This is a genomic window from Agrobacterium sp. 5Ca50 (assembly GCF_055381905.1).
The window spans coordinates 406,485-429,474 of sequence record NZ_AP026439.1 but is presented as its reverse complement, the minus strand read 5'-3'; the positions used below and the strand labels follow the sequence as shown (position 1 = coordinate 429,474).

Genomic DNA, 22,990 nt, shown 5'->3' with positions numbered 1-22,990 from the left:
ATCAACCCAGTGTGCCATCCTTCAAGAGAGGCCGTGTCACCGCCACGATGGCATCAATGGCGACCCGCAGGCGAGGCAACATAACAGGAGATGCAGGCCAGATTGCATGAATCGGCAGATGTCCGGCGATCCTATCGTCCATCAAGGAGACCAGCCGACCGCTGGCCAACTCATCTCGTACCAGCCAGCGTGGCAAAAGGCCAAGCCCCTGCCCGTCGCAGATCGCCGAATGTGTCAACAGACTCCCATCAAGCACAAGGCGCGCCTTGGGGTGCCAGCTCACCATTTCCCCGTCGAGACTGTGAAATTGCCACGGTGCGGGTTTGCCCTGACGCGGCGCTGCGATCACATCGTGATCCTCGAGATCCGCTACACTTTGTGGCATGGGTCGTGTCTCGAAATAGCTGGGCGAACCGCATAGAACGATTTGCTGCAGCCCCAAAGATCGAGCGTTCAGGCCGCTGACATCGGGTATCTCGCCAATTCTGACAGCAAGATCCGTCGTGCCATCCAGGAGATTGCTCGGTTCCGTCGATGTTGAAATACTGAAATCAAGGTTTGGCCATTCTCGGCAGAGCGCATAGAGCACCGGTGCGATAATTTTTGCCCCGAAGAGCGGCGGCAGGCTGACGTGAAGCATACCGGCCGGTTCATGCGCAAGTCCGGCGATGGCCACTTCAGCGCGCACTATTTCGCTGCGTGCCCGTAAACATACATCGCGATAAACCACACCTTCCGCCGTCAGGTTAAGGACGCGTGTCGTGCGCTGAAACAGCCGAATGCCCAGGCGGCTTTCCAACCTGCCGATGGCCTTTGCCACAGCCGACGCCGAGAGCCTTAAACGAAGCGAGGCCGCGACGAAGCTGCCCGCCTCGCAGACCATGAGAAACACGCCAATATCGTCGCCAGATTGATGTCGCATGGCAGTCTATTAGCGAATTTTGTTCGTCAATCGAAGGAAAATTATGCGCTTTTACCACGCTTGTGAGGTGGAATATGGTTGCGTTCATGAGCACACATCGAACCTACGCCATCATCGGGGGTACGTCCGGCATCGGACTGGCCCTCGCCCGCAAACTCATTGAACGTGGCGATCACGTCTTTCTCGGCGGACGGTCGCCAGAGCGGCTTGCCACGACACTTACAACATTGGGAGACCGGGCTTCCGGTCGCACCGTGGAGATTACCGACAAGACGTCGCTCCGTGATTTTTTCGCAGAAGCGCCCATTCTTTCAGGCCTTTTTACACCGGCCGCGTCTTACCAGACCGGTTCCTTTACAGACGGTGACATCACCACCAGCGAAGACCTGTTCAAGGCAAAATTCTGGGGCCAATACTGGGCTGTTCACGCTGCCCTTCCCCGTCTGGCACCAAATGCATCTGTTGTTCTCATGGCGGGTGCTGCCTCGGTCCGTCCGATTGGTGCACCGGCCTACGCCGCCTGCAATTCGGCGCTGGAAGGGCTGGCCCGCGGGCTTGCCATCGAACTCAATCCGATCAGGGTAAACTGCCTTTCCCCTGGCACCACCGATAGCGACCTTTGGCGCAACCGACCGCCGGGGATACGCGGGCCGGCCTATGAATACTGGAGCAAACTTTGCCTCGTTCAACGCCCGGCAACGGTCGACGAACAGGCGCATGCAGCCCTGTTCCTGCTCGACAACACCAACATGACTGGCAGCACTTTGTTCAGTGACGGTGGGTATTCGTTACGCTAGTCGACTGTATCAGTGTGCCATAGTCCGTGCAGATCAGGGATCGTATGGACTATGGCCAAGTCACCTCCCTCAGTAGATTACGCCGACCTAAAACATGACCATTTGAAGAAAGTATATTGAAATAAAAACTACAAATGTGTAGTCAGGCCAACGTGACGCCGCCGTGGCATCGCCTTGGAGACATCGCGGCCCCGCCGCCGAGAGAGACACATGACCCTGACTCGCCTCTTTTCCAACCATACTTTGCGCGCACTCTGCGCAGCATTTGCAGCAACATTGTTTGCGTTCACGACGACACCGGTCCAGGCGCAGGAGACGCGCACCATCACCCACAAACTGGGTGAAACCGAGATCGCGGGCACCCCTGCTCGCATCGTCGTGCTGGAATTTTCCTTTGTGCAGGCATTGGATTCGCTTGGAGTGACGCCTGTTGGCATTACCGATGACAATCAGCCGGATCGCATCGAGCAGAACCTCGGTAAAAAGATCGAATACAGCTCCGTCGGGACTCGCCTGGAACCAAACCTCGAACTGATCAGCGCACTGCAGCCGGACCTCATCATTGCCGATGAACGCCGCCATGGCGCAATCTACGAACAGTTGAGTGCCATCGCGCCAACCATCGTTCTCAACAGCTGGGATGGCAGTTACAAGGACATCAAGGATGCCGTCATAACGATCGCGGATGCTATCGGTGACAAGGCCAAGGGTGAAAAGGTCGTTGCCAACCATGAGGCAAAGATGGCCGCCATCGCCGCAAAAATCCCGGCCGGCAATGATCGCAAATTCATGCTTGCCGTTGCCACAGCCGACAATTGGTCTTTGCACACGTCCGATTCCTTCAGTGGCTCGATCTTTGCAGCCATCGGCGTTGAAGCTGCCATCAAGGCAGACAAGCCAGTTGAAAGTGGCGTTGGTCTGGAACGTCTCGTTGCCGTCAATCCCGATGTTCTGCTTGTTGCCACCGATCCAGGCGGCACCATTTTCGACCGCGTGCAGGACAATTCCGCTTGGAAAGCCATTGCCGCCGAAAAGAATAATCTAGTCTTTGAAGTGAACCGTAATCAATACGCCCGTTTCCGCGATCTTCGCACCGCGGAACTGATTGCCAATGATGTATTGAATAAGGTTTCCAATGTCCAATAAGGCAGAGAGGGCCACGGGGCCTTCTGCCCATGAAAACACCAAGATCGGGTGGAGCGGAGCTTTTCGCCGCCATCCGGTCTGGCTGTTTGGTATTCTGCTGGTATTGCTGTCAATTGTGGCTATCGGCAATCTTATGGTGGGAGCCGCTGGCCTCACCATCCAGCAATCGCTTGCCGCCCTGTTCCAGCCTGATAGTTCGGTGGAAACTGCGCTAATCTGGGATGTTCGCCTGCCGCGCGTGTTGCTTGCCATACTGGTCGGCGCCAATCTGGCTGTCGCCGGTGTATTGATCCAGGCACTGACCAGAAACCCGCTCGCCTCACCTCAGACATTCGGGATCAATGGTGGGGCAGCATTAGCGATTGTCGTTTGCGTCATTGCATTCCCCGGACTTTCCGGCGGAACAACGGTGCTACCGGCTTTTGCTGGCGCAGCGGCCATCGGCTTCATCATGTGGGTGCTCTCGCTTTCCAACGCCATCACGCCGCTGAAACTGGCGCTCGCAGGCGTGGCCCTGCAACTGGTGCTCGCCGCTCTTGTGCAGGCTGTGCTCATTGCCAACAATGCATCCACAGACATTGTCTACTGGCTGGCGGGTTCTGTGACCTCTGCCCAGTGGTCAAAGGTTCTGATCATTCTGCCATTCACAGTCATCGGTATCATCATCACCATTGTAGGCGGCCATCATTTCGGTCTGCTGGCGCTGGATGCAAGCACCGGCCAATCGCTTGGCCAGAATACCCAGCGAACTGGTGGCCTTGCGTCAATATTGATCGTTGTCCTCGCCGGTTCATCCGTCGCCGTTGCCGGCCCTATCGGCTTTGTCGGACTGATGGTGCCGCACATCGTCAGAAGCCTCGTCGGTGAAGACTTGCGCACCGTACTGAGCCTCAGCACCGTCGCAGGTCCGCTGCTGCTTGTCGGCGCCGATCTTGGTGGCAAACTCGCGACTTACCCGGCCGAACTGCCGGTTGGCATCGTCACTGCCATTCTTGGCGCACCAGCATTTCTGCTGATCACGTGGAGAAACCGCAATCAATGAACGCAGCGCTGGTTGATCCATCAACATCTCAGCCCTTGCGCACCACGCTGGTATGCGTTGGCCTTGCGGTTTTGCTCGTTCTGCTTGCCTTGGTCAGTATGGCCCTTGGCGCCGTCCCGCTTTCTCTCAACCGAGTGCTGGCGGGTCTTTTCGGCGGACCAGATGCCTTCATCATCGGTCAATATCGGCTGCCCCGCGTCATCGTCGCCATTCTCTCCGGTGCTGCACTCGCATTGGCAGGTCTTTTCTTACAGGTAGCTTTGCGAAACCCGATTGCCTCGCCCGATGTCGTCGGCATCACCAAGGGCGCGGGTCTCGGCGCGATGCTGGCACTGATTTTTGCACCACCAGCCTGGATCATCTGGAGCGTGCCGGTTGGTGTTATCATCGGCGCTGGTGCCGTTGCCGCCCTGCTGCTGGCGATCGGTCGCGGCCTTGGCGGTGGCGTCACCACTCTGGCCCTCGTCGGCGTTTCGCTTGGCGCACTGGCACAAGCCATGATGCAGTTTTTGATGGTGCGTTATCCACGGGGTATCGACCAGAGCATGGTCTGGCTGGCAGGCAGCGTCTACGGCAGCACAATTTCCGACATTCTATCGCTGTCGTTCTGGCTTCTCGCCTGCCTGCCCGTGGTTATTCTGCTCGCCATGGTTCTCGACATTTCTGCCTTCGGTGACGATACGCTGAAAAGCCTTGGCATCTCACCCAATCTTTTACGCGCCAGCCTTGTCTTGACCGCAGTGGTCTTGACGGCAGGCGCCGTCGCAAGCGTCGGCAGCATCGGCTTTTTGGGTTTGCTGGCGCCCCATATCGCTCGGCTTATGGTGGGACCACATGCCCGCCATCTCGTTCCAGCCACCGCACTGACCGGGGCACTGGCACTTCTGTTGGCGGATTTGATCGGACGACTGGTGGCACTGCCAAATGAAATTCCGGCCGGCATTGTCGCTTCGGTGATCGGTGGACCCTATCTCTTCTTCCTCTTGCTTTGGGAGGCTCGCCGTCGTGGCTGATATCCAACAGGACCGTTTACAAGCTGCAACCTTGAGCGTCGGTTATGGCAATAACTCCGTACTCAATCAGGTGTCGCTGGCAATCCCGGACGGAAAGATTACGGCACTGATTGGTGCCAACGGCTCCGGTAAATCCACATTGCTGCGTACCTTGGCACAGGTCCTGAACCCTGTTGGTGGCACGGTCCTGCTGGATGGCAAGGACATTACTCAAAGCCCACGCAAGGCTGTTGCCCGCATCATGGCGCTGTTGCCACAAAATCCTGTCGCACCGGATGGTCTGACAGTTCGCCAGCTGTGCCGCTTCGGTCGTTACCCGCACAAGCCGCTACTGGCGCGCTCCAGCGACCATGATGAAGCGGTGGTCGATACTGCTCTTGCCGACGCAGGCCTGGCCAATCTGGCAAACCAACCGCTGCACCGTCTGTCGGGCGGTCAACGCCAGCGCGCCTGGATCGCCATGGCACTTGCGCAGGAAACACCCATTCTGCTGCTCGATGAACCAACAACTTATCTCGACATCGCGCACCAGATGGAAGTCCTGCAACTGCTGCGTCAACTCAACAAGCAGCAAGGGCGCACCGTTGTCATGGTGGTACATGACCTCAATCATGCCGCTCAGTTTGCCCATCACATTATTGCGGTTGCCGACGGTGGCATTCATGCTGCCGGTAATCCGCAGGAACTGCTGACCGCAGAGCTGATAAAAAGCGTGTTTGGCGTGGCGGCCATGGTCATCCCTCACCCAAGTGACGGCACACCACTTTGCCTGCCACTTGCCGCAGTGTCCTGACAATGACGGCATTCCCATACTGTGTTAGGCAAACCCAATGACCGACCCCTCGCACACAGATTCGGGCGTTGCCCAAGCCTCGGCACTTCTGCGCCGCCATTACGATGCCAATGCGCGCACGCTGACACGGACCGAGCGTCGCGTCGCCGATTATCTGCTGACGCTGGCGCCAGCCGATCTGGCATTTCGCAGCGCAGGTGAGATTGCGGCCGCGAGCGACACCAGCGATGCCACCGTCATTCGCACGGCCCGCCGTCTGGGCTTTTCCGGCCTGCCGGAACTGAAACGCCTGATCAATCGGCCTATCGCCACCCACACATCGCCCAGCACACGTCTTGGCCACAAGATCAATTCCGTGGCGCCGGACGCATTGGCGGCCCGCGATGCCATCTTCGCAGCCGCACACGAAATACTGGAAGCAACCCGCGAAGCGCTTGATCCTGGCGCTATCGAGCAGGCGGTGACACTGTTTGAAAATGCCGGAACCGTCTGGTGTCTCGGCATTGGCGTGGCGGAACAACCAGCACGCCATCTGGCCACCGGTCTGTTGCGTGCTGGCCTTGTCACGCAGACCGTTGCAAGCAGCGGCTTTGATCTTGCCAACAGCATGATTGGCCTTCGCAAGGGCGATACACTGGTGATTTTTCATGCCGCGACCCGCCGTAAGGATATCGCCGCGCTGATAGAGCACGCTGGCAAGATTGGCGTTTCAACCGTTCTGGTGTCCGGCACTCAGCTCAATGAATTGTTCCGCGATCAGGTAACAGTTGCCCTGCATTCCATGGCTGTGGCGTCGAAATTGGCCAGTTGGCTGATTGGTGCAACCGTTATCGGTGATCTCCTCACCTTCCGGTTCTCCGCAAGGAATACGGCGCGCGCCACCGCAACGCATGACAATCTCAACCAATTACGTGCAAAATTCGAGTAAAGCTGTTTTTCTACAATACTTGGCTGGGCCTTCGGCCCCGAGACCTGCGGCGACTTTACCCGCAACCAGATCGCACCATCGTCACGACACGACACCAATGTACGGTTGAGAAAATTATGTTTTTTCAGCGTGATCTGTCCGGTTATGGTATTTATTTGACCGATTGCAGAATCAACTCCGTAAATTATTTGCTGCCCGGCAGCAGTGACCTTGGAATATCATGCTCAAGATTGATCAGCGAACCTCGCGCGCGATGAACCGGCGCCTTGTCCTAAATTTGCTGCGCCGGGAAGGTCCATTGAGCAGGGCCGAAATCGCTGATGTGACGGGACTTAGCCGGGCTACGGTCACCTTCGTTGTTGGCGATCTCGTCAAGGAAAACTACCTCATCGAGCAGGAAACGACACGTGGTGCCAGCGGTCGACGCCCGACACCAGTGGCCATCAATTATGATGGTCATGCGGCTATCGGCATCAAGATGAACATCGACAGGATTGAGTGCATCCTGACGAACCTCTCGACAACACCAATCCTGTCTCACGCGATTGACTATTCCAACACCCGTCCTGAGACAATTGTCGAGGCATCCCATCAGGCAATCAAACACCTGATTGCCAATGCGCCCAAAGGGATCGGCCCAGTAACAGGCATTGGTTTTTCAATGCCCGGCATCATCGACAATCGCAACGGAATTTGTCTGAAAAGCCATCGTTTTGGCTGGAACAATGTACACTTCGCCGAGCAGCTATTTGCAAAATCGCGCATCCCCGTATGGATGGAAGATGACACGATTGCCTTTGCGCTGGCTCACCACCTTTTCGGGCTTGGCCGCAACGTCGGTACATTTATCGCACTCGCCATTGGTGCCGGTATTGGCTCTGCAACCGTGGCAGATGGTGTGGTTCTGCGCGGTGCGCACGGCCACGCCGGGAAACTGGGGCATGTCAAACAGCATCTGGAAGGACCGCTCTGCGAATGCGGTCAACGGGGCTGTCTGCAGGCATCCTATTCCGAACCCGCCATTGTTGCCCGGTGGCGCAAAACCAAGGACTTGCCTGCCGCCAAGGACCGCTTTGACATGCTGGAAGCTGCCAAACAGGGTGATGCCGAAACACGTGCAATTCTCAAGGATGCAGGCGAGCAGATCGGCATCCAGCTTGCAGCCCAGATCAATACGATTGACCCGGAAATCGTTATCGCAGGTGGCGAGGCAACCGCATTCGGGCCGTTCCTGCTCGACCCGATGACGGAAACGCTGGGAAAATACTGTTTTATGCAGGCGCCACCCATACTAGCGGATGAGCGCGACAATTTCTGGAGCCCGGGTGCAGCAGCGCTCGCGACCCAACGACTGTTCGACTTCGAAGTCGATGTAGCCGCAGACGAAACAGCAGTCTGACCAGCCCGCTATGCAGATACAAAAACGTGCGGGGAACTAGGTTCCCCGCACGTCTTGATAGCTCAAGCATCGCTCTCCTGGGAGGGTGGAGACTTAGCTGAGCTCAATCACCAGGCAGCCGTAGCCAGCCAGTTCAGTTGCGCCTGATACGGCTGCATCCGTCAACAGATCCTGACCAGCAGGCAGTGCCTTGAAAGAGCGGCTTTCGCTTGTCGTGTTGATGACGAAAAGCAGGCGACGATCTTCTGCCGTGCGGAGCGATACTTCGACGCCGGATGGCAAATCTTCAACCAGAGGCTCGGCACCCGACTGTGCAATGACAGTCGATACAAGAAGCTCAACCACCTCAGGTGTCAGATAGGTTGCGAGATAGATCGCACGTCCCTGCCCGACCTTGCGTTCGGTCAGCATGGGTTTTCCAGCCAGGCTGCGATCGGACCAGGACCCCAAGACCTTCACATCATCAGCGATCTCGATGGTCTCGTAGAGATGTTCGGCCGTCGCCTCTCGGTTGCCAATCTGCATCTTGTAGGACCGTTCCGACGACGAAGACGGCAGAACCTGCGGCGGCACATACATGCCGGCATCAGGCGCATTGCGCTGGAACAGACCCTGCCCGCCAGCCGCCACAACACGGCCGAACTCTTCAACCTTCACACCGGTCAATTCGGCAAGCTGTGCGCCCGGCGCCTGCTCGCGAATGATATGGTTGTTGCGATCCCGGGTGCCGGTCATCGCACCAACAATCACCGTACCGCCCGCCTCAACAAAGGCACGCAATTTTGGTGTCCAGGTATTATCCCACATAACCCAATGCGGAATGTAATACACCTTCAGGCGAGACAGGTCGTCTTCCGGATGGACGAAGCCGGTCGCATAACCGTTCTGGTAGGCGAAGCGGTGCAGATGAACTGCATCTTCCACCGGCGACGGCAGGCCGATCGGATAAGTCTTGTGGGCTTCCTGGTTGTCGAAGTCCGCGCCGGCAATGCCGATGTCGATATGAACACTGGTGCCCAGCAACTTGCTCTTGATCTTGTTGATGTCCGACGCGAAATGACGTGCCTCTTCATAACGGCGACGTGGCACGTCATCGTGGTCGAGAATGCCCATCCAGTAGATTTCCGCACCAAAATGCGCCGGGCGCCAGCGGAAGAACATCAGACCATCTGCACCACGCGCCACGGATGACAGTGCCATGCGGCGCATTTCGCCGGGCTCTGGTGTCATCGTCGTGAAGGCAGGCTGGCTGCCAAGACCGGATGCCTGCTCCGGCACGATGAAGTTGCCGGAATAGCTGCGGCACAAATCCATCTGCAGGGCCTGGGTTGCGGCATGGCCGCCCGTCCGGCGGAACTCGTCATAGAGCATCGGATAGATGTCGAAACCGATGAAGTCGAGGTCCTCACCGAACTGGCCACGGAAATCGATATCGGTGAGATTGCCGAGGTTGTGGAAGATGAACCAGTCGGAATTGGTTTCACGCAGGATCTTGACCTGATCATGCTGGAAGGTTGCGGTCGCTACAGCCAGGAAACGGTGATAGTCCTGGACGTGGCCGGGGCTCAAATAGGATGGTGCCATCGGCATTGGCAACACGACCTGATCGAAATTGTCATAGGCAGTGGCCCAGAAATGGCCGCCCCAGGCGAAGTTCAAATCATCGATCGTCTGATATTTGTGACGCAGAAAATTACGGAACGCGAGTGCGGCAGAATCCGAGAACGATTCCGACACCGTGGTGTTCAGCTCATTGTCTGTCTGCCAGCCGATAACATAGGGATTGTCCTTATAATGTTCGGCCATTGCCTTGGTAATGCGGCGGCTGTGGTGACGCAGCACAGGGCTGGTCGTGTCGCAATGCTGGCGCGAGCCATGGCTTGCCCGACGGCCGTTGCGGTCAACACGCAGCACTTCAGGATAGTTATGTGTCAACCAACGCGGTGGTGTCGCCGTTGGTGTGCAGAGCACGGTGTTGATGCCAGCCTTGCCGAGCACCTCAATCGCCCGGTCGAACAGGTCAAAGTCGAACTTGTCCTCAAAGGGTTCCCATATGTGCCAGGCAAATTCGCCCATACGCACCGTGTTGAAACCGAGTTCCTTCATCCGCTCGGCATCACGCTGCCAGTAGCTTTCATCGACATGCTCAGGATAATGCGGCACGCCAAGCAAAAAATCGTCAAGGTTAAGCGTGCGCCAAGCCGAAAGCGGCGCTGGATTGGACCGTTTCATATCTTCAAAACTCCAAATTAAATTAAGTGCGGGTGGCGGCTTTCGCAGGAGTGATCGTTTTGCCGTCAGGCCCGAAGAGGTAAGCGTCCGAGAGGTCGAAGCTGACCTTCACCGACTGACCGTTGGAAAAGGCAACGACATCACCCAATTGAACAGTAATGTTCTGGGTGCCCGTGTCGGAGCCGGTGGTGACCACAGGACCGCCGTCAACGTGAAGGATTGTCTCGCGGCCAAGATGTTCGATCAGGCGGATTTTCGCCTCGAAACTGGCGTCACCGGTCTGCTCTCCGGTTTTCAACCGTTCCGGACGCACGCCAACCATGACCTTGTCGCCGACAGAAAGTTTCACGTCGGCGATATCGGCAAATTGCAATTCCGGTAGTCCCTCGACAGTGACGCTGACGCGGTTGCCCGAAACGGTCACGACACGACCTTCAAAGAAATTCATGCGCGGCGCACCGAGGAAGCCGGCGACAAAATGGTTGATCGGGTTGGCATAGAGCTCAAGCGGCGAACCAACCTGTTCGATTGCCCCCTTATTCAGCACCACGATCCGACTGGCCATCGTCATCGCCTCGACCTGATCGTGGGTGACGTAAATCATCGTTGAGCCAAGCTCGGCATGCAGCGTCGACAGTTCCACGCGCATTTGCGTGCGCAGTGCCGCATCCAGATTGGACAGCGGTTCGTCAAACAGGAATACCTCCGGAGAACGCGTAATAGCCCGCCCGATCGCTACGCGCTGGCGCTGGCCGCCGGACAGCTGCTTTGGCCGCTTATCAAGCTGTTCGGTAATACGCAGGATTTCGGCAGCACGCTTTACGGCGGCATCAATCTCGGCCTTTGGCCGTTTTGCCATCTTCAGGCCGAACCCCATGTTTTCGCCAACCGTCATGTGCGGATAGAGCGCGTAGGACTGAAACACCATGGCTATGCCACGATCGCCCGGCTCTTCCTTAGTCACATCACGACCATTGATCGTCAGCGTGCCAGAGGTCACGGATTCAAGACCGGCAATGGTCTTGAGCAGCGTGGACTTACCGCAGCCGGATGGACCGACCATCACGATAAACTCGCCCTTCTCAATCGTAAGGTTGATGTCCTTCAGCGCGTGGAAACCACTATAGTGCTTTTCGACATTGGTAAGTTCGACGCTTTTCATGCCGATCTTGTCCTTATTGTTCGTCTGGTTGGTGGGCGTCGGGTTCTGGGCGGCAACAGTCATCCTTTGACCGCTCCCATGGTGAGGCCCGAAATGAAGTGCTTCTGCATCAGGAAGAACATGATGACCGGCGGGATCGCGACGAAGATCGTGGCGGCCGAAACAATGTTCCAGGCAGAAACCCATTCACCCTTGAGGTTGGAGAGACCGGCAGTAACCGGTTTGACGACATCACTCTGCGTCAGCACCAGCGCCCAGAAATAGTCATTCCAGATGAAGGTGAAGGCGAGAATGGCAAGTGCTGCGAGCGCAGGGCGGACAAGGGGCACGACAATGTGGATCAGTGTCTGCCAGGGTGACGCACCCTCGGCACGTGCCGCCTGGAACAGTTCGTCCGGTAAGGCGGCAATGAAGTTGCGCATGAACAGTGTGGCAAAGCCGGTCTGGAAGGCAACGTGGAACAGGATCAGCGCATAGAAGGTATCGTAGAGGCCGATCGAAACCATCAGGTCGCGGATCGGAATCATCATGATCTGCTGCGGCAGGAAATTACCGCCGACAAAGATCGCAAAGATCACCATCGAACCCCGAAAACGATAGCGCGACAGCACAAAACCGGTCAGCGTCGAGAACACCAGAACCATGATGACCGAGGGCACCGTAATGATCAGGCTGTTCATGAAATAACGGGTCATCTTGGTCTGTTCGAAGACCGCGACATAGTTCTCGACGAGATTGAACTTGCTGGGCCAGCCCCAGTAGTTTCCGGCCATTACGTCATCAAACGACCGGAAGGACGTCATGATGACGGCAAACAATGGCAACAGCCACAGGACAAGCACCAGCGAAACGCCAGCCATATATCCAAAGCGGGCTAGTTTTTTGTTCTCGGGTATGGGACGAGGATACATCGGATCAGCTCCTCTTTTCGGATTTGATCAGCCCGCGCAGATACCAGGCAATGAATATGGACATGATGAGGAACAGGATGGTGGCAATCGCAGCCCCATAACCGAAACGGTACGAGAAGATCGACTGATCATACATCTGGTAGGCTAGCACCATGGAGGAACCGAACGGACCGCCGGCGGTCATCACCGAGATCGCATCGAACGACCGCAGGGCACCGACAACGGTGATGGCAACGGCGATAAAGGCAACTTGGCTGAGCTGCGGCAGAACGATATGGCGCAGCATCTGCCAGCCTTTCGCGCCATCAACACGGCCAGCACCGATCAATTCCTCATCGAGATTGTTGAGACCGGCCAGAAACAGCACCATACAAAAGGCGATCTGTGGCCACAGGGCAGCGCCAACAACAGCAAAGGTCACAAGGTTTTCATCGGAAAGAAGCGCTGGCGCCTCCGCACCGAATGCGTGGTAGATGATGGCCAGCAAACCGAAGGTCGGATCGTAGAACCATCCGAAAATCACACCAACCGTGACGGTTGCCAGCACCAGCGGCATGAAGAACAGCGATTTGATAAATCGCATGCCAGCAATTTTCTGATTGACCAGAAGCGCGATCGCCAGACCGGCGGGCGGCGCCAGCAGGAACGTGATCAGCCAGATCGTGTTGTTCTTCAGCGATACATAGAACTGCGGATCGTCGAACAGTTCACGGTAGTTGCCAAGACCAACCCATGTCTTCGGGCCCATCCCGTCCCAGTCGTAAAACGAGATACGGAACGTCTCAAGCGACGAGGCAATGATGACAACGAGGAAAAGTATCAGGCCCGGCGCAAGCAACAGCGCGGGTGTCAGCCAGTTACGATGGCTGCGCCACCAAAGAGACATGGGCATATCCTATGGAAATGATCGGAGGTGGAACAAGCCCACCTCCTTTTGAAACGAAGCGGCGATCAGCCGTGGATGCGCTGGCGGGTACGCTCGATCTGCGTCAGGATTTGCTCGCGACGCTCAGGCTTTGCCATGAACTCCTGGAAGCCCTTGAGGCCGGCCTGCGCAAGATCGGGATCGCTGTCGCGGTCGTAATACTGCGAAGTGCCCTTGACGTTTTTCAGCTCAGCGACTGCCATTTTCAGGATCGGATCGTCACCGATCGTGCAGTCGCTGCGGGCAGGCACATTGCCTTCCGGCGCAAGGTAAGCACTCAGGTTTTCCGGCTTGTAGAAGTAAGCCAGGAATTCACGTGCCAGTTCCTTGTTCTTCGAACCCGACGGCATGTGGATCGAATCCACCGAGAAGTCCTCGAACTGGTCCATGCCCGGATTGATCGTCGGGAAAGGCGCAAAACGCACATGCTGCAGATCTTCGGCCGGGAACGCATATTTGATAAAGTTGCCGAGATCCATCATCGCGGACTTTTTCTGCACCAGGCTGGCCGCGGCAGGATCCCACTCGTAGGACGAACCGTTTGGCGTGAAGAAATCAGCCTTGATCAACGCTTCCCACTTGTCGAAAACATCCTTGAGCGATGCATCGGTGTATTTCACCTTGCCGTTCATCAGATCCATGTGATGCTCAAGACCATTGATACGCAGGTTCATGTGGTCGAACCACCCGCCGCAAGGCCACTGATCCTTGGTGCCCATGCTCATGGGAATGATGCCAGCCTTCTTGGACTGTTCAGCCAAGGTAAAGAAGTCATCGAATGTCTTTGGAACGGTCAGACCGTGCTGGTCAAACGTATCCTGACGGTAGAACAGACCCCAGAGGATACCGCCTGTCGGCAAACCATATTGTTTGCCATCAACGGTAACGGAACCGAGCGTACCGCCCAGCACATCCGCATAATTTTCCTTCTCTACGAGATCGGAAACGTCCTCGAACAACCCCTTCTGCACAAAACCACGCATACGGCTGCCGGAGAACCAGAAGCAGATATCCGGCGGGCTTGCCACGAGATAGTTGCGGATCGCGGTCTTATGCGCCTCGTGATCCATGTTATTGACGGTGACATTTGCACCGACAGCCTTGCCAAATTCAGCTGCAATCGTTTCAAGCGCTTTGCGCTGACCGGCGTTGCCGCGGTTGGAAATGATCGTTAGCTGTTTTTCCTGCGCTATAGCAGGTGCTGACAGCGCGCTGGATGCCAAAACGGCACCTGTCAGCTGTACAAAACGGCGGCGGGTCGGCTTCAGAATCGTGGTCATGTTGTCCTCCTAAAACAAACGAGAGCTCCCGATCTCAGCGGTATCACTAGGCGAACACCTATCGCTCGTCAATGGTTAGTTTAATAAATTAATGATTGAACTTCCGGTTTTTCACATCGAAGTCAGCGGTCGGGACAAACCAAAATATAAGCCCATCGGGATTGCTAACATTCACTGCTGCTCAGGGAATTGAAGGCTTTAGGACCATACAATTCACAGCTGCACTCAACCACTAGACAGACACATCCGGCAGTCCTGAAAAGGACAGAACCAGGAAATGCCATATAGGATTTACCGGCGATACAGAGGATGCAGAGATGACCACAGGCAGCCCAGCCGGGATCGACTGGCCTTATTTCCACTCGCATTTTATACCAAATGGACCTACCAGCGGATGTTCCAGTTTAGATGCGAAGAAAGCTGACCTTAAATGCGAAGTCCAAAGCGCGAGATGCGAAAGAATGATCCCGACAAAACCAAGGAAGACATTCTGGCAGCGGCCACGGAAGAATTTGCCGCTCTGGGACTGGCCGGCGGGCGGGTTGATGCGATAGCCGAACGCACCAAGACATCCAAGCGGATGATCTATTATTACTTCGGTGGCAAAACCGGCCTTTATCTTGCGGTTTTGGAGAAGGCCTATATTCAGGCCCGGACATTTGAGAGAGAATTGAACCTTGAGGCACTCTCTCCTGTTGAAGCCCTGAAAAAATTGATTGAACACACATTCGACCACGATGAGGCCAACCCCGGTTTTGTGCGTCTGGTAATGAATGAAAATATCCACCAGGCCATGCATCTGAAGCAATCGAAGGCGATCGGGGATGCGGGCCCGCCCGTGCTTAAAACATTGGAAGATATCATCACCCGTGGGCGCAAAACGGGTGTGTTTCGCCGCGATATCGAACCGCTTGATCTGCACATGTTGATCAGTTCACAGTGTTTTTTCCGCGTTACCAACAAACATACATTCGGCACACTCTTCCAGTGCGACCTCTCCGTACCCGATATCTACCAGCGGCACAGACAGATGGTGGTCGATTCCGTATTGGCCTATGTCACCACGGACTGTTCCGGCAGCCAGTGGGCTGCTCCATAAAAATGCCCGGCGCATGGCCGGGCATTTTTTTCCAGGAAATGTACCTGACGGCTTAGTTTGGCAGCGCGTAGGCGATCACATAGTCGCCGCGATCAGGCGACTGACGTGCACCACCGGCCGAGATGACAATGTACTGCTTGCCAGTCTTCGGCGACTTGTAGGTCATCGGCGTACCCTGGCTTCCAACCGGCATACGGGCCTTCCAGATTTCCTTGCCTGTCGCACTGTCAAATGCGCGCAGATAGTAGTCCTGGGTGGCGGCAAAGAATACCAGACCGCCCTGCGTGGCCAGCGAGCCACCAATGGTCGGCATACCGATCGGGATTGGAAGACCCATCTTGATACCCATAGGGCCGGTATCTTCAACCGTACCGAGCGGCACCTGCCACTTGATCTTCTGACTGTCCATGTCGATGGCAGTCAGCGAACCATAGGGAGGGGCCTGGCACGGAATACCGAGCGCCGACAGGAAACGGTTCTTGTCGACCGCGTAAGGTGTACCGCGCATCGGCACGAGGCCCATGACGGTATTGGTCGCTTCCGAACCGCTGTTGACGGCAGTGCTTGGTGCGGCTTCCTTCATCTGAATCCACAGACCAAGGCGCATGTCGTTGACAAATATGGTGTTTGTCGTCGGATCGGTGGAGAAACCGCCCCAATTCATGCCACCAAGCGAGCCTGGGAAATTCAGCGCCAGATCTGTTCCCGGAACGGTGTAGACGCCATCATAACGCATGCCCTTGAAGGCAATGCGGCACAACAGCTGGTCAAATGGCGTCGCACCCCACATGTCGCTTTCCGTCAACGTCTGCGCACCGATCTGCGGCATGCCAACCGATAGTTTTTGTGTCGGAGCATAAGGTTCGTTCGGGATTTTACCTGGTTTGACCGGCACGTCGGCGACTTCCGTCAGAGGTTGACCGTTCGCACGATCGAGCACCCAGATCTGGCCAGCCTTGGTCCCGAAGGTCAGGGCCGGAACAGTCGATCCATCAGCCTTCTTGAAGTCGAAGAATGACGGCTGCATTGGCACGTCAAAGTCCCAGAGATCGTTATGAACGGTCTGATAGACCCACTTCTCGCGACCTGTGGTGGCGTCCAGCGCCAGCATCGAAGCACCGTATTTGTGGTCAAGGTCCGTACGCGTCGCACCGTAGAGGTCAACTGATGGGCTACCAACCGGCAAAAATACAGTGTTCGATGCTGCATCATAGGACATTGCGGCCCAAACATTCGGTGTCGAACGTGTATAGGTCTGACCTTCTGGAGGTAGCTTGGTGATTTCAGGATTGCCCGGGTCAAATGCCCAACGCAATTCGCCAGTGATCACATCGAAACCGCGCATGACGCCGCCCGGCATATCGACCTGAACGTTGTCGGCAATACGACCGCCGACAACAACAGTGGTACCAGCAAGCGTCGGCGCTGATGTCAGCACATATTGCGGATCAGGGGCATCGCCCATACCAATCTTCAGATCGACGCGGCCGTTGGTGCCAAAATCAGGGCAAAATGCGCCGGTGTCGGCATCAATTGCAAAAAGCTCGGCATTGATGGAGTTCATCAGCAGGCGGCGCTGGCAAAGAGCACCTTCCGGAACTGTGGCTGCTGTGACCGGCGTCGAGCCATCAACGGTTGGCTGCTCAAGCGGACGGGTCGCATCGAAATAGGCAAGACCACGGCAGCGCATCCACACGGACGACTTGGCATTGATCTCGTTTTTCCAGATTTCCTTGCCCGTGTCCGCATCGATAGCGATGACGTTGTTATGCGGTGTGCACAAGAAGACGCGGTCACCAACCTGCAAGGGTGTCAACTGGTCTTCCGCACCACCGCCACCGGGGCTGATGGGCGTATCACCGGTCTGGTAGGTCCAGGCAACGGTCAAATCCTTGACGTTATCGCGAGTAATCTGGTCAAGCGCTGCAAAGCGCGAGCCACCGGTCGTGTTGCCGTAGGCCTCCCAGTTCTTCTGCTCCTTGGCCGGATCAACTGGCGTCAAAGGCGCAACGGTACCGTTAAACGCAACGGTCGGATGCGGCACGAACATGCCAGCAAATCCGGCTCCTGAGACAACCGCCAGAAGCGCCGCGATGGCAAAAGACGGCAGATAGGCCGGTGTCTTTCCGGAAGCCTTGCGCAACAACGGCACGCTGAGCACGACCACGGTCGCACCAACGCCAAAGGCCAGCAAACGCGAGATCAGCGGCCAGAATTCAAGGCCGACATCCAGCAACGCCCAGACAACCGTAGCCGCTGTAACCAGGCAGAAAAGAAGTGCGCCAGCGGGCTTGCGCATCATGACGAGCAAACCGGCAACGACGATGGCAATGCCGGAAATCAGAAAGTACCAGCTACCGCCCAGCGACACCAGCTTGCCGCCAGCAGCGGCAAAGAACAGACCGGCGAGAATGAGAACGGCGCCAAGCACGAATAGCCATAACCTGGCTATCGGGGACAGGATGCCTTTAGAGGCTTTCATTTATCTCTAGCTCCAATTGTGGATTCGACAGAGTCGACAGTCAAAGCCCACAGCGACGGAAGCAGAAGCGGAGATCACATTCAATTACGGTCACCACACTGCTTTCGAACGGGCGCCGACATCTTGGCTGGTCCAGATGACCAGCAATTCAGGGAGCGCCCTCTGCAAGGACTTTCTTATATTACCACCATGCCCTCCCACGCACGACAGCGAAGGGAATTTCTTCCCGAGACTGCGGTATAGTGCCGCTGGCATCTGTTTTGCAACCACATACGTACTTGTTCGTACATTTTTACATCAACAATTACTGAAAGACCTTTTGAGCGGATGCCGCCAGAATATTTGCATCGTGAGATTAATAGGAGCACCGGTAAGGCTACCGGCTGGACGCAAGCCCTTTAGCTACAACCCGCTGATTGCGGACAAGGCATAACTCAAATCTAACGCGAGTACCGAAATGAGGACTTCCGTCCTTGTAAGGCGCAAAAATTAAATCGATAAGCCTATCAATTGATCATTTGCCGCTTTTGGAATCAGACTCATTTTGGCGCCACCCCTCCATTTTGCCCACAACAGCGGCAATTTGCCTGCATTCAGTTCAAAACACCGTCAGATGCACAACGTCGTGCATCTGAGCCGATCTGCACTAACTCCCGCCGCTAGCCACCAGGCACGGATGACGGGCGATGCATCCGGCACCGTGCGAGAGCACTGTCCCAGCGGGTTTGCCGACTGAAAACCGGCGGCCCTCATGCCTTCTTATTGATGATGAAAGGAGTGTCGCCATGGCGACCGTCGACGAGAAACTTGAACCCATTCTAGCCCAGGTCCTGCAGCGCAATCCTGCGGAGCCGGAGTTCCATCAGGCCACCCGCGAAGTGCTGGAAAGCCTCGGCCTCGTCGTCTCCAAACATCCCGGCTACCTCGCCGATGCCCTGATCGAGCGCATCTGCGAACCGGAACGTCAGATCATTTTCCGCGTGCCATGGGTTGATGACAAGGGTCAGGTACAGATCAACCGTGGCTTCCGCGTGCAGTTTAATTCGGCACTCGGTCCTTATAAGGGCGGACTCCGTTTCCACCCTTCCGTCAATCTCGGTATCATCAAGTTCCTTGGCTTCGAACAGATCTTCAAGAACGCCTTGACCGGCTTGCCGATCGGCGGCGGCAAAGGTGGTTCGGACTTTGATCCGAAGGGTCGTTCCGAAGGCGAAATCATGCGCTTTTGCCAATCCTTCATGACCGAACTTTATCGTCATCTCGGCGAACACACCGATGTGCCTGCTGGCGATATTGGTGTCAGCGGCCGCGAAATCGGCTGGATGTTTGGCCAGTACAAGCGCCTGACCAACCGCTTTGAGGCAGGCGTCTTCACCGGCAAGGGCCTGAGCTATGGCGGCTCTCTGGTGCGCAAGGAAGCGACCGGCTACGGCGCCGTCTATTTCACACGCGCCATGCTGGAAAGAAAAGGCACCGACTTCGAAGGCAAGAAGGTTACCGTTTCCGGTTCCGGCAATGTGGCGATTTATGCCATGGAACAGGCTATCAGCTATGGTGCAACCGTCGTCGCTTGCTCTGACAGCAGCGGCTACATCATTGACGAAGAAGGCATCGATCTTGACCTCGTCAAGGAGATCAAGGAAGTCCGCCGTGAACGCATGTCTGAATATGCCCGCGTCAAGTCCAAGGGCGTCCATTTCATTGCATCCGGCAGTGGCTCGATCTGGGACGTGCCTTGTGACGTTGCGCTACCTTGCGCCACGCAAAACGAATTATCCGGTCGCGATGCAAAGACCCTGATTGCCAATGGTGTGATTGCCGTCGCGGAAGGCGCCAACATGCCGTCGACGCCGGATGCAGTTCGCGCGTTTCAGGAGGCAGGCATTCTTTTCGGACCGGGCAAAGCGGCTAATGCTGGCGGCGTTGCCACCTCGGCACTGGAAATGCAGCAGAACGCCAGCCGTGACAGCTGGAGCTTCGAGACTGCCCGCGAGCGTCTTGGCCAAATCATGCAGGGCATTCATGACCGCTGTGCAGAAACAGCTGAAGAATATGGCGCGAAAGACAATTACGTGCTTGGCGCCAACATCGCCGGCTTTATTCGCGTGGCAGAAGCCATGCGGGCGCACGGCGTGATCTAAAGTGTAGATTTAGCCTATTGAACGGCTCCGGCGTTTTTGGCCGGGGCTGTTTTTTCCGGCACCTGAAAACGGACCGTGGTTCAGAAAGACGCTGGCGCAGTCAAGGCATACACAATGAGCCGCAGATGCTGCCCACCATCGACTAGCAGCGACGTATATTCAAAGTTCAGTAATGTCCCATCGACCGCAAGCGTGCGAACACCCGTACAGGGGGCAAGTACGTCCTGTTGACGCCACATGGCCTTAAACTCTGGCGATACATGTTCCAACTCATCGATCAGGTGACGCATGCCGACCTCGTCACGCGAGCCTGCATAATCACGGCGGAAGCTTTCCAGAACCGCAGGGGCGTCCTTTTCCCATTGCGCAAACGTGTTCCGTAAAACCGGATCGGTGAACAGCATCCAGAGAAGGTTGCGTCGCGTCGGTTCATGTCTGCCGAAGCCAAAAAGATGATCGGCAGGGCCATTATACGTCAATACGTCCCATCGTAGATTGATGACGTAGGCGGCGTGAGGTGCAAGGTCTGAAACCAGCCTCGCAGCCAATGGTGGCACAGAACAAAAGGTAATGCCTGGCTCCGCTGGTGGACGCGCATGCGCCAGCAGAAACAAATGCCGACGCTCCGTGGCATCGAGTTTGAGTACTCGCGCAAGATTATCCAGAAAATCAGAAGAGACGCCAATCTCTCTCCCCTGCTCCAACCATGTATACCAAGTAAGACCGACGCCAGCGAGTGCGGCAACTTCCTCGCGCCGCAAACCCGGCGTGCGCCGACGTTTTGCTCTCGGCAATCCGACATCTTCAGGCGCCAGCCGCTCACGGCGCGCGCGCAGAAATTTGGCAAGATCGGGCCTGGTTCTGTCGAGAACTCTCATGATCAACCTATTGCTGACTGTAATAGTATAATGAGTTAAATTGTAACAGCTTCACATTCGAGCCACATCTACCGCGTCACAACAAAGGGACGCAAGATGAGCACTGAAATCTGCACGAGCGAAACAAGGACGAGACACGTTTCGCACCAACCGGAAACCGGAAGAAATCCCACAGCGCCTCTGCCTTGGCTCGGGCTTTTTGTGTTGCTTCTCGCAGGGTTTGTAACGATCTTTGACCTATTCGTCGTGAATGTCGCAATTCCGTCTATGCAGTCCAGCTTGGGTGCAAGCCTGTCAGAACTTGGCTACATCATTGCAGGTTACGAGTTGGCATTTGGTGTATTGCTAATCACCGGCGGCCGGCTTGGTGATCTCTACGGTCGGCGTCGGTTATTCATCACTGGAATGGCTGGATTTACAACCGCATCACTGCTTTGCGCGATCGCGCCAGGCGTGGAAATACTGATTGCCGCGCGTGTATTCCAGGGGTTGGCAGCCGCACTATTATTCCCGCAAGTTTACGCATCGATCCGTATCAACTTCCCAGAAGATGCTGGACGCAAAGCCTTTGGCCTGCTTGGGATGACGCTTGGCCTAGCAGCAATTGCCGGGCAGATCCTTGGCGGCTTGCTGGTGGAAGCCAACGTCTTCGATCTCGGCTGGCGAACAATCTTTCTGATCAACGTGCCTGTTGGGATATTTGCCATATTCGCTGCTCTTCACATCCCGGAGACCTGTTCACAACAGCGTCCGGAAATGGACTGGCCGGGCGTGGCCTTGGTGAGCCTCGGTCTGACAGCACTGCTGATACCGCTCCTTGAAACGCCCACACATGGCTGGCAAATCTGGAGTAGTGTCTCGCTGCTTTGCGCAATCACCCTGCTTTTGGTGTTCTATCAATATGAGGAAAAACGAAGACTGTCGGGACACGCCCCCTTGGTAGACATGACACTCCTGCGCCAAACACGCTTTGCAAAAGGCGGCGTGCTTGTTTTGTTGATCTACTCCACGTCCTCGTCATTCTTTTTATGTTTTGCCTTGCTCGCTCAAACCGGTTTCGGCCTCAACCCGCTTAAGGCTGGCAGCATTTTTGTGCCTTGTTCAATTGCCTTCGTCGTCATGTCGATCATCGCACCACGCCTGTTCGCACGGTTCGGTGCACTGTCAATTGCAGTCGGTGCCTTGATTTACACCCTGTCATTTGCCGCAATGATCATGCAGGTGTGGGTGGTGGGGGCAGGATTGGTCATCGCACATCTTATTCCCGTCCTAATCCTTATCGGAGGGACGCAGGCAATGGTCATGACGCCACTGCTTAACCTCGTGCTTGGTTTTGTGAGCGAACGACAGGCTGGCATGGCCTCGGGCATGATTTCAACGCTTCAGCAGGCAGGAGCAGCACTCGGCGTTGCAGTCACCGGCATTCTTTTTGGCTCGGTGCTTTCGAGCGGCGTGGCTCCAAGTGACCAGCAAGGCTTATACGCCACTGCCTTCGTTTGGGGTATGAGCTGCAATCTCGTTGCCGCGAGCCTTTCTGCTGTATTGCTCTTCACCCTGAGAAAAACCAAACCGCCACTGCCATCACATATCTAAACGCCGACGAGGCATCACTTAGACAAAACATCATAAGTTGTTCTCCATTCAGAGAGCGACCTTTAGGAAATCGAGATTTGAACAGTTCACCCGCAGCACGTGATGCCGATAAATCGACTGACAACCATAAACATTCAGAGCATTCTGCCTGGTAGATGCACATCATAAAAGCCAAGCAAATCAGATGCTTTAGATATGAATAGGTGGACTAAAAATACTGTATCCCACATCCACCAGGTTTGTTTCA

General features: G+C 55.9%; 18 protein-coding genes. 10 read left to right on the top strand and 8 right to left on the bottom strand.

Annotated elements, in window-relative coordinates; translation table 11 throughout:
* Position 1: 1 nt before the first annotated feature.
* Positions 2 to 922 carry a LysR family transcriptional regulator gene (locus ACZ5FM_RS19570; RefSeq protein ID WP_464041000.1) on the bottom strand — a complete coding sequence of 307 codons (921 nt, stop codon included), beginning with the start codon at positions 920 to 922 and terminating at the stop codon, positions 2 to 4.
* Positions 923 to 996: 74 nt separating this feature from the next.
* Here ACZ5FM_RS19570 and ACZ5FM_RS19565 point away from each other — a divergent pair, with 74 nt between their 5' ends.
* From ACZ5FM_RS19565 to ACZ5FM_RS19535, 7 genes are all read left to right on the top strand, one after another.
* Positions 997 to 1,719, top strand: coding sequence for an SDR family oxidoreductase (locus tag ACZ5FM_RS19565; RefSeq protein WP_464040999.1), 723 nt, complete (start codon positions 997 to 999; stop codon positions 1,717 to 1,719).
* Positions 1,720 to 1,929: 210 nt separating this feature from the next.
* Positions 1,930 to 2,865: an ABC transporter substrate-binding protein gene (locus ACZ5FM_RS19560; RefSeq protein ID WP_464040998.1), complete on the top strand. Its 936-nt coding sequence runs from the start codon at positions 1,930 to 1,932 to the stop codon at positions 2,863 to 2,865.
* The gene (locus ACZ5FM_RS19555) at positions 2,855 to 3,907 is read left to right on the top strand and encodes a FecCD family ABC transporter permease (protein WP_464040997.1); all 1,053 of its coding nucleotides are present in this window, start codon (positions 2,855 to 2,857) and stop codon (positions 3,905 to 3,907) included. The genes ACZ5FM_RS19560 and ACZ5FM_RS19555 overlap by 11 nt, the downstream gene beginning before the upstream one ends.
* Positions 3,904 to 4,920 carry a FecCD family ABC transporter permease gene (locus ACZ5FM_RS19550; RefSeq protein ID WP_259148825.1) on the top strand — a complete coding sequence of 339 codons (1,017 nt, stop codon included), beginning with the start codon at positions 3,904 to 3,906 and terminating at the stop codon, positions 4,918 to 4,920. Before ACZ5FM_RS19555 ends, ACZ5FM_RS19550 begins: the two co-directional genes overlap by 4 nt.
* A complete protein-coding gene (locus ACZ5FM_RS19545) occupies positions 4,913 to 5,713 on the top strand; it encodes an ABC transporter ATP-binding protein (protein ID WP_259148824.1) in 801 nt (266 codons plus the stop codon). Before ACZ5FM_RS19550 ends, ACZ5FM_RS19545 begins: the two co-directional genes overlap by 8 nt.
* 37 nt (positions 5,714 to 5,750) lie before the next feature.
* Entirely contained in the window at positions 5,751 to 6,641 is an 891-nt protein-coding gene (locus tag ACZ5FM_RS19540) for a MurR/RpiR family transcriptional regulator (RefSeq protein ID WP_250984545.1), read from the top strand.
* 298 nt (positions 6,642 to 6,939) lie between these two features.
* Entirely contained in the window at positions 6,940 to 8,040 is a 1,101-nt protein-coding gene (locus ACZ5FM_RS19535) for an ROK family transcriptional regulator (protein WP_464040995.1), read from the top strand.
* A gap of 93 nt (positions 8,041 to 8,133) precedes the next feature.
* Here the strand turns inward: ACZ5FM_RS19535 and ACZ5FM_RS19530 are convergent, their stop codons facing one another.
* The 5 genes from ACZ5FM_RS19530 to ACZ5FM_RS19510 all read right to left on the bottom strand — a co-directional run bounded on the left by ACZ5FM_RS19530 (position 8,134) and on the right by ACZ5FM_RS19510 (position 14,550).
* The gene (locus ACZ5FM_RS19530) at positions 8,134 to 10,272 is read right to left on the bottom strand and encodes a beta-galactosidase (protein WP_464040994.1); all 2,139 of its coding nucleotides are present in this window, start codon (positions 10,270 to 10,272) and stop codon (positions 8,134 to 8,136) included.
* Positions 10,273 to 10,294: 22 nt separating this feature from the next.
* Entirely contained in the window at positions 10,295 to 11,434 is a 1,140-nt protein-coding gene (locus ACZ5FM_RS19525) for an ABC transporter ATP-binding protein (RefSeq protein ID WP_464041059.1), read from the bottom strand.
* 59 nt (positions 11,435 to 11,493) lie between these two features.
* Positions 11,494 to 12,345, bottom strand: coding sequence for a carbohydrate ABC transporter permease (locus ACZ5FM_RS19520; protein ID WP_312949626.1), 852 nt, complete (start codon positions 12,343 to 12,345; stop codon positions 11,494 to 11,496).
* A gap of 4 nt (positions 12,346 to 12,349) precedes the next feature.
* Positions 12,350 to 13,231, bottom strand: a complete 882-nt coding sequence (locus ACZ5FM_RS19515) for a carbohydrate ABC transporter permease (RefSeq protein ID WP_192489695.1) — start codon at positions 13,229 to 13,231, stop codon at positions 12,350 to 12,352.
* A 65-nt stretch (positions 13,232 to 13,296) separates the two neighbouring features.
* Positions 13,297 to 14,550 (bottom strand): ABC transporter substrate-binding protein, encoded by a 1,254-nt coding sequence (locus ACZ5FM_RS19510; RefSeq protein ID WP_464040993.1) that lies wholly within the window; start codon positions 14,548 to 14,550, stop codon positions 13,297 to 13,299.
* Between the two features lie 430 nt (positions 14,551 to 14,980).
* On the opposite strand from ACZ5FM_RS19510, the gene ACZ5FM_RS19505 reads away from it, so the two are divergent.
* On the top strand, positions 14,981 to 15,649 hold the full coding sequence (locus ACZ5FM_RS19505; protein ID WP_464040992.1) for a TetR/AcrR family transcriptional regulator: 669 nt from the start codon (positions 14,981 to 14,983) through the stop codon (positions 15,647 to 15,649).
* A gap of 52 nt (positions 15,650 to 15,701) precedes the next feature.
* Here ACZ5FM_RS19505 and ACZ5FM_RS19500 read toward each other — a convergent pair whose 3' ends face one another.
* Complete coding sequence (locus ACZ5FM_RS19500) at positions 15,702 to 18,131, bottom strand: glucose/quinate/shikimate family membrane-bound PQQ-dependent dehydrogenase (RefSeq protein ID WP_275643205.1); 2,430 nt, start codon at positions 18,129 to 18,131, stop codon at positions 15,702 to 15,704.
* Positions 18,132 to 18,916: 785 nt separating this feature from the next.
* Between ACZ5FM_RS19500 and gdhA the strand changes: the two genes are divergently transcribed.
* On the top strand, positions 18,917 to 20,272 hold the full coding sequence (gdhA, locus tag ACZ5FM_RS19495; protein ID WP_250984538.1) for an NADP-specific glutamate dehydrogenase: 1,356 nt from the start codon (positions 18,917 to 18,919) through the stop codon (positions 20,270 to 20,272).
* 80 nt (positions 20,273 to 20,352) lie between these two features.
* Here the strand turns inward: gdhA and ACZ5FM_RS19490 are convergent, their stop codons facing one another.
* Positions 20,353 to 21,150 carry a helix-turn-helix transcriptional regulator gene (locus ACZ5FM_RS19490; RefSeq protein WP_464040991.1) on the bottom strand — a complete coding sequence of 266 codons (798 nt, stop codon included), beginning with the start codon at positions 21,148 to 21,150 and terminating at the stop codon, positions 20,353 to 20,355.
* Between the two features lie 96 nt (positions 21,151 to 21,246).
* Here ACZ5FM_RS19490 and ACZ5FM_RS19485 point away from each other — a divergent pair, with 96 nt between their 5' ends.
* On the top strand, positions 21,247 to 22,743 hold the full coding sequence (locus tag ACZ5FM_RS19485) for an MFS transporter (RefSeq protein ID WP_464040990.1): 1,497 nt from the start codon (positions 21,247 to 21,249) through the stop codon (positions 22,741 to 22,743).
* Positions 22,744 to 22,990: the final 247 nt, after the last annotated feature.

Excerpts from the sequence above, each read along its gene's own strand:
- ACZ5FM_RS19500 (WP_275643205.1), bottom strand. The coding sequence starts at position 18,131 with ATGAAAGCCTCTAAAGGCATCCTGTCCCCGATAGCCAGGTTATGGCTA.
- ACZ5FM_RS19530 (WP_464040994.1), bottom strand. The coding sequence starts at position 10,272 with ATGAAACGGTCCAATCCAGCGCCGCTTTCGGCTTGGCGCACGCTTAAC.
- ACZ5FM_RS19505 (WP_464040992.1), top strand. The coding sequence starts at position 14,981 with ATGCGAAGTCCAAAGCGCGAGATGCGAAAGAATGATCCCGACAAAACC.
- ACZ5FM_RS19560 (WP_464040998.1), top strand. The coding sequence starts at position 1,930 with ATGACCCTGACTCGCCTCTTTTCCAACCATACTTTGCGCGCACTCTGC.
- ACZ5FM_RS19485 (WP_464040990.1), top strand. The coding sequence starts at position 21,247 with ATGAGCACTGAAATCTGCACGAGCGAAACAAGGACGAGACACGTTTCG.
- ACZ5FM_RS19525 (WP_464041059.1), bottom strand. The coding sequence starts at position 11,434 with ATGAAAAGCGTCGAACTTACCAATGTCGAAAAGCACTATAGTGGTTTC.
- ACZ5FM_RS19565 (WP_464040999.1), top strand. The coding sequence starts at position 997 with ATGGTTGCGTTCATGAGCACACATCGAACCTACGCCATCATCGGGGGT.
- ACZ5FM_RS19490 (WP_464040991.1), bottom strand. The coding sequence starts at position 21,150 with ATGAGAGTTCTCGACAGAACCAGGCCCGATCTTGCCAAATTTCTGCGC.
- ACZ5FM_RS19555 (WP_464040997.1), top strand. The coding sequence starts at position 2,855 with ATGTCCAATAAGGCAGAGAGGGCCACGGGGCCTTCTGCCCATGAAAAC.
- gdhA (WP_250984538.1), top strand. The coding sequence starts at position 18,917 with ATGGCGACCGTCGACGAGAAACTTGAACCCATTCTAGCCCAGGTCCTG.
- ACZ5FM_RS19570 (WP_464041000.1), bottom strand. The coding sequence starts at position 922 with ATGCGACATCAATCTGGCGACGATATTGGCGTGTTTCTCATGGTCTGC.
- ACZ5FM_RS19540 (WP_250984545.1), top strand. The coding sequence starts at position 5,751 with ATGACCGACCCCTCGCACACAGATTCGGGCGTTGCCCAAGCCTCGGCA.
- ACZ5FM_RS19515 (WP_192489695.1), bottom strand. The coding sequence starts at position 13,231 with ATGTCTCTTTGGTGGCGCAGCCATCGTAACTGGCTGACACCCGCGCTG.
- ACZ5FM_RS19520 (WP_312949626.1), bottom strand. The coding sequence starts at position 12,345 with ATGTATCCTCGTCCCATACCCGAGAACAAAAAACTAGCCCGCTTTGGA.
- ACZ5FM_RS19510 (WP_464040993.1), bottom strand. The coding sequence starts at position 14,550 with ATGACCACGATTCTGAAGCCGACCCGCCGCCGTTTTGTACAGCTGACA.
- ACZ5FM_RS19550 (WP_259148825.1), top strand. The coding sequence starts at position 3,904 with ATGAACGCAGCGCTGGTTGATCCATCAACATCTCAGCCCTTGCGCACC.